This is a genomic window from Leeuwenhoekiella parthenopeia (genome assembly GCF_020782115.1).
GTDB lineage: Bacteria > Bacteroidota > Bacteroidia > Flavobacteriales > Flavobacteriaceae > Leeuwenhoekiella > Leeuwenhoekiella parthenopeia.
The window spans coordinates 58,918-70,259 of sequence record NZ_JAJGMW010000025.1; the positions used below are offsets into that span (position 1 = coordinate 58,918).

An 11,342-nucleotide genomic window follows, 5' to 3' on the forward strand; every position below is an offset into this window, starting at 1 on the left:
GAAATTAATTTTAAGCGTCTAAAATACATTTTAAAACTAAAATGAGAAAAACAATACCAAAAAAAGTAGTTTTTACATTACAAACTCCTTACGATACCATTCTATTTGTTGCTTAAGCCCTTCCTCAAGCGTGGTTGAAGGATTGTAATTGAGTAGTCGGCGTGCCTTGTCAATATTCGCTTTGGTAAACATCTGGTCGCCCCCGCGTTTGGGTACGCTGGTCTTACGGATTTTGGTATCCAGCAACTTTTCGACAATCGCGATACCTTCTCCGGTGGTGTGCTCCTGCTCCGTCCCCAGATTGACCACTTCGCCGTTTATAGTCTCTTCCTTTCCAATCACGCTTACCACCCCGTCAATAATATCCTCTACAAAAGTAAAACTGCGCACATGGTCTTCACTGCCTTCAAATAAGGGGAATTCCTGATGAAAAAAACCGCAGCCTATCAACTTGGTGTACAACTTTTCCGGGCGCTCCCTTGGCCCATAAACCGAAAACAGACGTAACGAACAGGTTTTCATCTTTTTCTCCCGGGTTTTTGAAAGCACCAACTGCTCTGCAGCAAGTTTGGTAACCCCGTAAAACGAAGCCGGCTCAGGAGCCTCATCCTCCGTAAGGGTGGCGTGAAGACCGTAAATAGACGAAGTCGAAATATTGGTAAATAGTTTCAGGTTTTTGCAGGTTAGCGCAAAATCGATCAGGTTTTTAGTCGCGACCAGGTTGTTGAGTAAATAATCTTCAAAGCTCGACGAGGATGCGATACCCGGCTGCGCCGCAAAGTGAAAAATATAATCAAAGTCGGTATCCAGAATTCTAAAATCCTTCGGTTCACGGAGATCAACTATCTTAACCGGAATACCGGCTTCTTCGAGATATTTGGCGTTTCGGTCTTTGAGATCAGGACTGTAATAGGGCGAAAAATTATCAATCCCTACGACATCAAAATCCATTTCCCTGAGACGTTCGGCACAATGCGAACCTATAAAACCGGCAGCTCCGGTAACTAATGCTTTCATCTAATCAATCTATTTCGGTAGAAGTACACCGTTTACATGTCATTTTAGACATCGAGTCGTATTGTTTACTCCTAAAACTACTCTTCGTTTTTAAAAAATTTGGCATAACCCAAACGATGCAGCGTAAATACCACTACAGCGATCAGTGCCCCGATCACAAAACCGGTAAGTACATCACCGGGATAGTGCACCCCTACATAAATGCGGCTGTAGCCTACTAAAACGGCCCAGACCAACAACAGCGGAAATACCCATTTGAAACGGGATTTCAGCAACAAACCTACAAAAACAGCCAGCGCCATCGAACTAGCAGCGTGAGCCGAAAAATACCCGTAACTCCCGCAGCGTACCGCAATAAATCGGGCCTGCTCCATAATACCTTCCTGCCTGCAGGGGCGTAAACGCTCAAAACCGTGTTTAAACACGTTGGCCAACTGATCTGTAGCCGTAATGAGCAGGGCTACAAAAACCAGCGTATATAAAGTGCCTTTCAGCCCAAAACGCTTAAAAATCAAAAACAGCAAAACCGCATAAAGCGGGATGCTGCTCCATTTATCGGTGAGTATAAGCCAAAAAGGATCCCAGGTCTCCGAGCCCAAATTATTGAGCCAGAGATACAGGTCATAATCCAGTTGCTTAAGCTCGTTCATCTATTCTTCTTCGTATCGGGCTACTTCCCGGTCGTAAAAATCAGTTGCCGCCTGAATGAGATTTTCAGCTTCAGAGGCTAACTCGTCTTCGTCATTTTTGTCAAAATCCTCCAGCCATTCTACCTCATCGTTTTTTAAATCGATGATAAAACGGGGGAAATCGGTATGAATTACAAAAATAGATTCGGGATAATCGGTGTTATCGCCCAGTATAAATTTAGGAAGTTCCATAAGTTTCAATTAAACATCCGGCAGTTTGCCTGTTTCGAAAACCTTCCGGATCAAAAAGTGCCACAAAGGTAAGTTTACTTTACAGATTATGCGACTTCGGCAGATTGAAGTTTTATACCTTATCTTCGTTGCCCAGAGAAAACGCAGGAAAATTATGCAGCCCACAACCATACTTTTACTCATTGCAGGTTATTTTATCACCCTCGTACTGGTTTCGTATTTTACCGGAAAGGGTGGCTCTAACGAAGACTTTTTTAAGGCCAGTAAACAATCGCCCTGGTATCTGGTGGCCTTTGGGATGATAGGTGCTTCCCTTTCGGGGGTGACCTTTATATCGGTTCCGGGATGGGTTGAAGCCTCGCAGTTTAGCTATTTTCAGGTGGTTTTGGGTTATACGGTGGGTTACGCGGTGATCGGGCTGGTTCTGCTTCCGCTGTATTACCGCCTCAATCTGACTTCTATTTACTCCTATCTCGAGGGGCGTTTTGGCCCTGCCTCCTACAAAACTGGAGCTTCCTTTTTTATACTTAGCCGGGTGGTAGGCGCCAGTTTCCGCCTGTATCTGGTGGCCAATGTGCTGCAGTTACTCGTGTTTGACAGTATGAATATCCCGTTTTGGGTTACCGTCACCATTACTATTTTACTCATCTGGCTCTACACCTTTAAAAGCGGAATTAAAACAATCGTATGGACAGACACCCTGCAAACCCTTTTTATGCTGGTTTCGCTGGGCGTGGCCATCTATTTTGTCTCTTCCGATTTAGGTCTGGATGCCGGCTCTATATTCAACTTTATAGCAGACAGCAAGCTGTCGCAAATGTTCTTTTTTGACGACTGGAGGAGTGCCGATTTCTTCTTCAAACAATTTATAAGCGGTGCGTTTATCGCTATTGTAATGACGGGGCTTGATCAGGATATGATGCAGAAAAACCTTACCTGCCGCAGCCTTGAAGATGCCCAGAAGAATATGTTTTGGTTTACCATAGTGCTAACCATCGTGAATTTCATCTTCCTGGCGCTGGGGGTTTTGCTTACCATCTACGCACGCAACAACGGGATTGAAGCTTCAAAAGATGATCTGTTTCCGTTTATTGCCACCAAAGCAGGAATGGGCTTCGGGATTGCAATTTGTTTTATTTTGGGACTTATCGCTGCCGCCTATTCCAGTGCAGACAGCGCCCTGACCGCATTAACAACTTCATTCAGTATCGATATTCTGGAGATTGAAAAGAAATACGAAAAAGCCAAACAAATCACGATGCGTAAAAAGATACACATCCTCTTTTCGGTAGTGATGATTCTGGTAATTATTGGCTTTAAATACCTTATTGCCGATGAAAGCGTGATCGCCAAACTCTTTGTTTTTGCGGGTTACACCTATGGGCCTTTACTGGGACTTTATGCATTTGGATTGTTTACCAAATGGCAGGTGCGGGACTATTTGGTACCCGTAATCGCAATACTCACGCCCATAACGGGCTATGTTTTGAGCCTGCTCTCGCTGAAGTATCTCAATTTTGAATTCGGCTTTTTTATCCTGATCCTGAATGGGTTGCTTACCTTTTTAGGTTTAGTAGCTATTCGTACCCAAAAGAACTAAAGTACAGGCATAATCGGGTTCAATACCCGCAGCCTTAAGTTTTTTGGCGAAAAAAGGATTCTCAGTGCCCGGATTGAAAATAACCCGTTCCGGCTTTAAGCCTAAAATATACTCGTAGTATTCTTCCTGTCGCGTAGCATTGAGGTAGAGCGTCACCGTATGCACATCTTCATAGGCGGGCTTTCCGGTATCGATAGCTACTCCGGCTACACTACCCTCTCGTAAACCCACGGCCACCACAGGCTGCTCCTTTTGCACAAGCCGGTTAATTGCCATATTTGAATAGCGGGAAGGATTTTCTGAGGCACCTAAAACAAGGGTTTTCTTTTTCATAAAGGCTATGCATTTGCGATTTCGGATGTCAAGTTAGGCGTAAAAATGCGCCTGAAACCCGTCTAGCATCATAAAAACACGTTAAATGATTCCGGCAGCTGTAACAATGCCAAAGTTGGTCAGTCTATGAAATAGGAGTCGACTTCCAAGTTTGAATTGTTTATAAATTAGTTTTGATGGTTAGTGTTAATTTCTAGCGTTCAAACTTGAAAACCCGGGATTTAGCGGTCCCGGGTTTTTTATTTTGAAACAAAAGTTTCCTGATTTTTTTTGTTCATCTAAGTAATCACCTGAAAATCATAATACTGAAAAATTAATTTGAATGATGGAATTTGTTTCTTCCTTAGCCTTCTTTTTCTTCAGCATAGCAAGAAGTCCTCGTTAAAAATTTTCGAAGTCTTGGAGAAAATTTAGGGGAGTTTTTGCGGTTTTGCCTGATAAGGCAAAAATGCCTTAGAAAAAGTGTCCTTTCTTTTGTTACTTTTCTTTGGACAATCAAAGAAAAGTAAAGAACGTGATTTAGAAACTAGATGTTCACTAATTCGAATGTTTTCGTATTGACCCTTCACTACAAAATTGCAGAGGAAGTAAAAAGAAAAATACTTTTGATGGTTGGCTTCCTGCTTAAGACAGGATTGATTTTAAAATAAATTTAGTTTTTACTGTAACAGAAATCCAACACGAACGTCTTTTAATAAACCGCTAATCACGGGATACTTTGGTTTAGCTATTATGCAATACAAAGTATTATGTTTTAACATCAATCAAAAATCAAACAGTTATGAAATCTAACCACAGGCTGCTTAGCCTACTTTTTGTATTATTTAGTTTTGCTGCATTTGCCCAACCCAAAGCCGCAGAAGTTATCACCGGCTCCGTTTCAGGAGTCGTGATTGATACCCAGCTTAATCAACCCATCCCCTACGCTACCGTAGTCATTATGACCGGCACCGGCGAAACCCTTACAGGCGGTATCACCAACGATGATGGTGTTTTTGAAATCACCAAAATTCCCGAAGGTTCCTATACCGTAAAGGTTCAGTTTATAGGTTATGAGCCCGTAACCCGCGAACTTCTGGTAGACCGCGATCACCGCGAGACTAATTTCGGAAACATCAATATGGACGCTGTGCCTGCCGAACTGGATGCGGTTAATGTGGTTGCAGAGCGCACCACGATTGAGCAGAAGATAGACCGAAAGGTCATCAATATTGGTAAAGACCTGACCACCGCGGGCGCGACTGCCGCAGATATTATGAACAACATCCCTTCGGTGAGTCTCGATCAGCAATCGGGAGCGCTTACCCTGCGCGGCAACAGCAACGTGCAGGTGATGGTAGACGGTAAATTGTCTAACATCGCTCCAGACCAGTTGTTGAAGCAGCTTCCGTCTAACTCCATCAAAAAAATTGAACTGATCACCAATCCTTCCGCGAAGTATAATCCCGATGGAATGAGCGGAATCATCAATATTGTACTGCACAAAAACGCCAATGTGGGCTTTAACGGGGACGTTAGCGCCGGAGTTTCCTATGAAAAAAACGCCCAGTTCAACAGCGGTTTAAACCTGAATTACCGCAACGGTAAATTCAATCTGTATTCTAACTACAGCAATACCATCTCTAAGAATGCTAACTACGGGACTATTTTTCGCGAAGGCGATAACTCAACCCAGTTTTTTGATATGCTCAACGACCAAAACTCACACCTGCTTAAGGTAGGTCTTGATGTGTATTTGAATGAAAAAAACACCATTAGTGTCTTTACCTCGCAAAACAGCTTTAAAGGCGAGCCGGGCGGAAACATCAATATTGTGTATGCCGATGCTATGAGCCGTAACCTGATGCAGGATTTTGGCGCAGATATGGACAATTACTCACAGCAGTACAATTTTGACTACAAGCTTGACTTTGAAAAAGAAGGTCATAACATCGAGTTTGAAGCCGATTTCAACACCTTTGACGCAAAAGAAGACACCTTTTTTGACTTTACGGGCACCACTCCCCTGTCTGACTACGAAGATTTTGTAGATACCAAACGCAATCGCACCACGCTGAATCTGGATTATGTGAATCCGCTAAGCGAAAGCGAAAAGCTGGAAGTGGGGTTACAGACCATTTTATTTAATACCGATATCGGTTACAGCAGTACCGGCGAGTCTTTTAATGCCGAAGGAAACCTCGTTCCTACTCCGGACACCCAGTTTGACTACAGCCGAAACATTTATTCAGCTTATGTGACCTACGGCAAGAATTACGAAAAATGGTCGTATCAGGCCGGTTTACGCGCAGAGCAGGTAAATGAAGTGGCAGACACCAATAGTGTTCGTGCCTTTACCAATGACTATTTTGAAGTCTATCCTTCGGCTTATGTAACCTTTAATCCTTCGGAAAAAAACCAGTATCAGCTAAGCTACAGCCGCCGTATTGACCGCCCCGGTGTAGGGCAGGTAAATCCCATTCGTGAGTGGAGTTCGCCATTAGTTACCGAATACGGAAATGTGACTCTGCTGCCGCAGTTTACCAATTCGCTGGAGGCCAACTATACCCGAAGCTTTGAAAAAGGAAGCTTTACTGCCGGTGTCTTCTACCGCATCATTGAAGACCAGATCAACCAGGCGGTATTTGTTGACCGTTTCAATCTGGACCGTATGGTGCTTACTCAGGACAACTTTGACTCAACCACCGCTTACGGTTTTGAACTGAGCAGTAACATTAAAGCTTTTGACTGGTGGAGCATCAACGCGAGTTTTGATCTCTTTAACCAGACCCAAACGGGTATCACCGAAATGCTGGATCCTAATATTGAAAACCCCACGGCAGAAGACATCATTCAGACTTCTGAAGAGGTAGAAAACACGGTGTACAACGCCCGGGTGATCAACAATTTTAATGCGACCAAGCAGCTCACCCTTACGGCTTTTGCGATGTTCCGCGGGCCGCAGGCAGGGATTCAGTTTAGAAATAAATCCATGTTTATGACCAATGTGGGCGCGCGCTACTCCATCTGGGAAGGCAAGGGAACCATCAGTTTAAACTACAACGACATATTTAATACGATGAAAGCCCGCTTCACCGGAAGCAGCCCGTATTTGATACAGGGACAGTTTAACTGGGAAAGCAACACCATTTACGCCGGTTTCAACTACCGTTTTGGCGACAGCAAGTACCGCGCAAAACGCCGTAAGCAACGGGATGATAATGAAGCATCCGGAGGGGGAATGTTTTAACAGTTAAGCTAACTAATTTTTAATGTAAAGTTTACATTTAATAAATAATTTTTCTTAAATTTGTTCTAACGATTTACAAAATCGCTTTTAAAGATTGTCTTTTTCTACGGTTTGTTTATTTGAATTAGCCTTTTTTTAAACATCTATCAAAAAACAATCAAAACAAAAGGCCGAAGTTTTCACTTCGGCCTTTTTAATTTAGACAGGTTATTAACCTTAAATCTTTTCGCTCAAAATCCCGGCATCAATATCCGAATGTGAGGTGTGATAAGTAACCGTTCCGTTTTTAATGAGCAGCAGTTGCGGACTCTCGTGCTGCACGTTGAAACGATCGGCGATCGCATTGCTGATCTCGCGGTACTGTTTCAGATCCAGAAAATAAGGTTCCAGCTGTTTTTTATCGTAATCGTAATTCTTTTCAAATCCCCGCAAAGCCATACGACTGATCCCGCAAGTGGTACTGTGTTTAAAAATCACCACGGGAACCGCCTTTGAAATTTCCACAATCTCATCAAGCTGGTTCATACGCTCTAAGGGAATCCACTTCATCTCTTTTATTTCTTCTTTGGCTACGTCTCGTGCACTTTTAAACTTGTCAAAAAATCCCATTTCCGTTCTTTTTAAAATTCATTTAACGCCTGCTGTGTTCAGGACGTTGTAAATTTAAGGAAAGATTGCGGGCTATGCTATTAAGGGAATCCCAAGGTTAACCTGACGAAAAGACAGTTAAACAGTACAGGTTAACTGCCGAAACGTCGGTTATTTTTACTGGTATGTTAATTGCCAATGCATACCCAAACAACGGAAATCAATCCCGAACAGGGAAAAACAGAAATACGATGAACTTTAATAATTTCACTATAAAATCACAGGAAGCCATACAGCAGGCCCAGGCGCTTGCACAGGGCTATGGCCATCAGCAAATTGAGAATGAGCATATTTTTAAAGCCATTCTTAAGGTTGATGAGAACGTTACGCCGTTTCTGCTTCAGAAACTGGATGTGAATGTCAATCTGCTCAAGCAGATTTTAGAAAGTACGCTTGCCAGCTTTCCCAAGGTAAGCGGCGGCGATATTATGCTGTCTCGCGATGCCGGTAAAACGGTAACCGAAGCCGGTAACATCGCCAAAACCATGAATGATGAGTACGTTTCGTTAGAGCATCTCTTTTTAGCCATCTTTAAATCAAGCAGCAAGATCGCGCAGATTTTAAAAGATCAGGGCGTTACCGAGAAACACCTGAAAGCGGCAATAGAAGAATTGCGTAAAGGCGACCGTGTGACTTCACAAAGCGCTGAGGAAACCTACAATTCGCTTAGCAAATACGCCAAAAACCTTAACCAGCTGGCCCGCGACGGCAAGCTCGATCCGGTAATTGGCCGTGATGAGGAGATTCGCCGCATTTTGCAGATTTTATCACGCCGTACCAAAAACAACCCGATTCTCGTGGGTGAACCCGGTACCGGTAAAACCGCGATTGCCGAAGGTCTGGCACACCGTATCATAGACGGCGACGTGCCCGAAAACCTTCAGGAAAAGCAAATCTGGGCGCTTGATATGGGTGCGCTGATTGCAGGCGCCAAGTATAAAGGGGAGTTTGAAGAGCGACTTAAAGCGGTTATAAAGGAAGTAACCACAGCAGCCGGGGATATCGTTCTCTTTATAGACGAGATTCACACCCTTGTGGGTGCCGGTGGCGGTCAGGGCGCGATGGATGGCGCAAACATACTCAAGCCTGCACTGGCCCGCGGTGAGTTACGCGCTATTGGTGCCACTACCCTAGACGAGTATCAGAAGTACTTTGAGCAGGATAAAGCTTTGGAGCGACGCTTCCAGAAAGTGAGCGTTTTTGAGCCGGATACTGAATCTGCGATTTCCATTTTACGAGGGATCAAAGAAAAGTATGAGACCCATCACAAGGTGCGTATCAAAGACAACGCGATCATCGCAGCTGTAGAGCTTTCGCAACGCTACATCACCAACCGCTTTTTACCCGATAAAGCGATTGACCTGATGGACGAGGCAGCTTCTAAAATGCGAATGGAAATCAACTCCAAGCCCGAAGAACTCGATGTGCTTGATCGTAAGATTATGCAATTGGAGATTGAGATTGAAGCCATTAAGCGCGAAAAAGACGAGACTAAACTCAAGTCTTTACACGCCGATCTGGCTAATCTTAAAGAAGAGCGCAACGAGATCAACGCCAAGTGGAAAAGCGAAAAAGAACTGGTTGACAACATCCAGAACGCCAAGCAGGATATCGAAAACTTTAAGCTGGAAGCCGAGCGTGCCGAACGCGAAGGCAATTACGGTCTGGTAGCCGAGTTGCGCTATGGCAAAATCAAACAGGCTCAGGAGGAGCTTGAAAAATTACAGCAGCAACTGGCCAATCAGGGTGATAACAGCCTGATTAAAGAGGAAGTGACCAGCGAAGACATTGCCGAAGTGGTGGCCAAATGGACCGGTATCCCCGTGACCAAAATGCTGCAAAGCGAGCGCGAGAAATTGCTGCACCTGGAGACCGACCTGCACAAACGTGTGGTAGGCCAGCAGGAAGCCATTATCGCGGTGAGTGATGCGGTACGCCGTAGCCGCGCCGGCTTGCAGGATCAGAAACGGCCTATTGGTTCGTTCCTGTTCTTAGGTACAACCGGGGTTGGTAAAACCGAACTCGCCAAAGCTCTGGCCGAATACCTGTTTGACGACGAAAACAACATCACCCGTATTGATATGAGTGAGTACCAGGAGCGTCACAGCGTGAGCCGTCTGGTAGGTGCGCCTCCGGGATATGTGGGTTATGACGAGGGCGGTCAGCTTACCGAAGCCGTACGCCGCAAGCCCTACAGCGTTATTTTGCTTGATGAGATCGAAAAAGCGCATCCCGATACCTTTAATATTTTATTACAGGTGCTTGATGAAGGCAGACTTACAGACAATAAAGGCCGCCTGGCTGACTTTAAGAATACCATCATCATTATGACCTCAAATATGGGTAGTCACATCATACAGGAGAAATTTGAAACCATCAAAGATCCTGAGACTGCGATGGAAGGCGCCAAGGTAGAAGTACTGGGTATGCTGAAACAAACCATACGGCCTGAATTTATAAACCGTATAGACGATATTGTGATGTTTGCCCCGCTAACGCGAAAAGATATCGAGAAGGTAGTAAGCCTGCAGCTTAAAGGCGTGACACGTATGCTGGCCAAACAGGGCATTACCCTTGATGCCACGACCGATGCCATCGCGTACCTGGCAGACCGCGGTTTCCAGCCTGAGTTTGGCGCACGGCCGGTAAAACGTACCATTCAAAAAGAAGTGCTCAACCAGCTTTCTAAAGAGATTTTGAGCGGTAAAGTAACCACAGACAGCATCATTTTACTCGATGCCTTTGATGACGAACTCGTGTTTCGCAATCAAAACGATCTGGTGAGCAACGACTGAAGAGCACTAAGTATTTAACTACAAACCCCGATCACATAAAAGTGGTCGGGGTTTTTATTAACTAAATGCTACGTTGATAACTTCATTGATAAGACCCGTTGATTTTCTGGGTGTTGAGTATCAAAAAAGGGTAGATTTATAGCTTATTGGAAACTTTAGCTTTATGCAATACGATTACTCAAAACTAAATGATAGAGAGTTTGAACTTTTAGGAGCTTCGATCATTACCAAAATATTAAATCAACGTGTTGAAACTTTCAAGCCTGGAAGAGATGGAGGGGTAGACGGTAGATTCTGGCTTGGAAAAAATAGGGAAGGAATTTTACAATGCAAACATTATACTAAGACACCACTTAGTAAACTTTTTTCTAAGTTGAAAAATGAGGAAGTTATTAAAGTTGCTAAGCTTAAGCCTTCGCGTTATATCTTGATTACATCAAAAGAATTATCTCGCCTTGACAAACAAAAAATAAAAAAGATTTTTGATCCATATATAATTTATGAATCTGACATATTCGGTAAAGAGGATTTAAATCATTTTTTATCTAATAAAAATAATCAAGATGTCGTTGAACAAAATTTTAAATTATGGATAACTAGTGCATCTGTTTTAGATATTATATATAATAATGCAATAAGAGGAAGAAGTGAAAGTACTATATGAGCATCCCCCCATTTGTAGGGCAGTTTTCAGCTTAAATTAAGTTCCGGCTATATTGACTAAGCTGCTTTTTGTTGTTTGTTTAAATACTTTACCAGCGGTATTTCGTTTTCTATTCCCTGATGCCTTCTTTTTGTATTGTAATAACTAAAATACGTTTTTAATTGTTGGTATAGAT

The 11,342-nt window shown here is 43.5% G+C and carries 9 protein-coding genes; 4 read left to right on the forward strand and 5 right to left on the reverse strand.

Translation table 11 applies throughout. The annotated features are described in order from the left end of the window. Positions 1 to 72 precede the first annotated feature (72 nt). The 3 genes from LLW17_RS15865 to LLW17_RS15875 form a co-directional block, all read right to left on the reverse strand. Entirely contained in the window at positions 73 to 1,017 is a 945-nt protein-coding gene (locus LLW17_RS15865; RefSeq protein ID WP_228231269.1) for an NAD-dependent epimerase/dehydratase family protein, read from the reverse strand. A 77-nt stretch (positions 1,018 to 1,094) separates the two neighbouring features. Further along, on the reverse strand, positions 1,095 to 1,667 hold the full coding sequence (locus LLW17_RS15870) for a phosphatase PAP2 family protein (protein WP_228231270.1): 573 nt from the start codon (positions 1,665 to 1,667) through the stop codon (positions 1,095 to 1,097). After that, positions 1,668 to 1,898 carry a DUF8828 family protein gene (locus tag LLW17_RS15875; protein ID WP_228231271.1) on the reverse strand — a complete coding sequence of 77 codons (231 nt, stop codon included), beginning with the start codon at positions 1,896 to 1,898 and terminating at the stop codon, positions 1,668 to 1,670. Positions 1,899 to 2,052: 154 nt separating this feature from the next. Between LLW17_RS15875 and LLW17_RS15880 the strand changes: the two genes are divergently transcribed. Then, positions 2,053 to 3,498 (forward strand): sodium:solute symporter, encoded by a 1,446-nt coding sequence (locus LLW17_RS15880; protein WP_228231272.1) that lies wholly within the window; start codon positions 2,053 to 2,055, stop codon positions 3,496 to 3,498. Here LLW17_RS15880 and LLW17_RS15885 read toward each other — a convergent pair. Next, positions 3,469 to 3,831 (reverse strand): CoA-binding protein, encoded by a 363-nt coding sequence (locus tag LLW17_RS15885; RefSeq protein WP_228231273.1) that lies wholly within the window; start codon positions 3,829 to 3,831, stop codon positions 3,469 to 3,471. The genes LLW17_RS15880 and LLW17_RS15885 overlap by 30 nt on opposite strands. A 781-nt stretch (positions 3,832 to 4,612) precedes the next feature. Here LLW17_RS15885 and LLW17_RS15890 point away from each other — a divergent pair. Then, the gene (locus LLW17_RS15890) at positions 4,613 to 7,060 is read left to right on the forward strand and encodes a TonB-dependent receptor (RefSeq protein ID WP_228231274.1); all 2,448 of its coding nucleotides are present in this window, start codon (positions 4,613 to 4,615) and stop codon (positions 7,058 to 7,060) included. Positions 7,061 to 7,276: 216 nt separating this feature from the next. Here LLW17_RS15890 and ytxJ read toward each other — a convergent pair whose 3' ends face one another. Then, positions 7,277 to 7,669, reverse strand: coding sequence for a bacillithiol system redox-active protein YtxJ (gene ytxJ / locus LLW17_RS15895; protein WP_228231275.1), 393 nt, complete (start codon positions 7,667 to 7,669; stop codon positions 7,277 to 7,279). 230 nt (positions 7,670 to 7,899) lie between these two features. Here ytxJ and clpB point away from each other — a divergent pair, with 230 nt between their 5' ends. Both clpB and LLW17_RS15905 read left to right on the forward strand, forming a co-directional pair. Then, positions 7,900 to 10,503 (forward strand): ATP-dependent chaperone ClpB, encoded by a 2,604-nt coding sequence (gene clpB, locus LLW17_RS15900; RefSeq protein ID WP_228231276.1) that lies wholly within the window; start codon positions 7,900 to 7,902, stop codon positions 10,501 to 10,503. 163 nt (positions 10,504 to 10,666) lie between these two features. Continuing rightward, a complete protein-coding gene (locus LLW17_RS15905; protein ID WP_228231277.1) occupies positions 10,667 to 11,167 on the forward strand; it encodes a restriction endonuclease in 501 nt (166 codons plus the stop codon). Positions 11,168 to 11,342 lie beyond the last annotated feature (175 nt).

Coding starts and splice junctions, on each gene's coding strand:
- LLW17_RS15865 (WP_228231269.1), bottom strand. CDS start 1,017: ATGAAAGCATTAGTTACCGGAGCTGCCGGTTTTATAGGTTCGCATTGT.
- LLW17_RS15890 (WP_228231274.1), top strand. CDS start 4,613: ATGAAATCTAACCACAGGCTGCTTAGCCTACTTTTTGTATTATTTAGT.
- LLW17_RS15880 (WP_228231272.1), top strand. CDS start 2,053: ATGCAGCCCACAACCATACTTTTACTCATTGCAGGTTATTTTATCACC.
- LLW17_RS15905 (WP_228231277.1), top strand. CDS start 10,667: ATGCAATACGATTACTCAAAACTAAATGATAGAGAGTTTGAACTTTTA.
- LLW17_RS15875 (WP_228231271.1), bottom strand. CDS start 1,898: ATGGAACTTCCTAAATTTATACTGGGCGATAACACCGATTATCCCGAA.
- LLW17_RS15885 (WP_228231273.1), bottom strand. CDS start 3,831: ATGAAAAAGAAAACCCTTGTTTTAGGTGCCTCAGAAAATCCTTCCCGC.
- LLW17_RS15870 (WP_228231270.1), bottom strand. CDS start 1,667: ATGAACGAGCTTAAGCAACTGGATTATGACCTGTATCTCTGGCTCAAT.
- ytxJ (WP_228231275.1), bottom strand. CDS start 7,669: ATGGGATTTTTTGACAAGTTTAAAAGTGCACGAGACGTAGCCAAAGAA.
- clpB (WP_228231276.1), top strand. CDS start 7,900: ATGAACTTTAATAATTTCACTATAAAATCACAGGAAGCCATACAGCAG.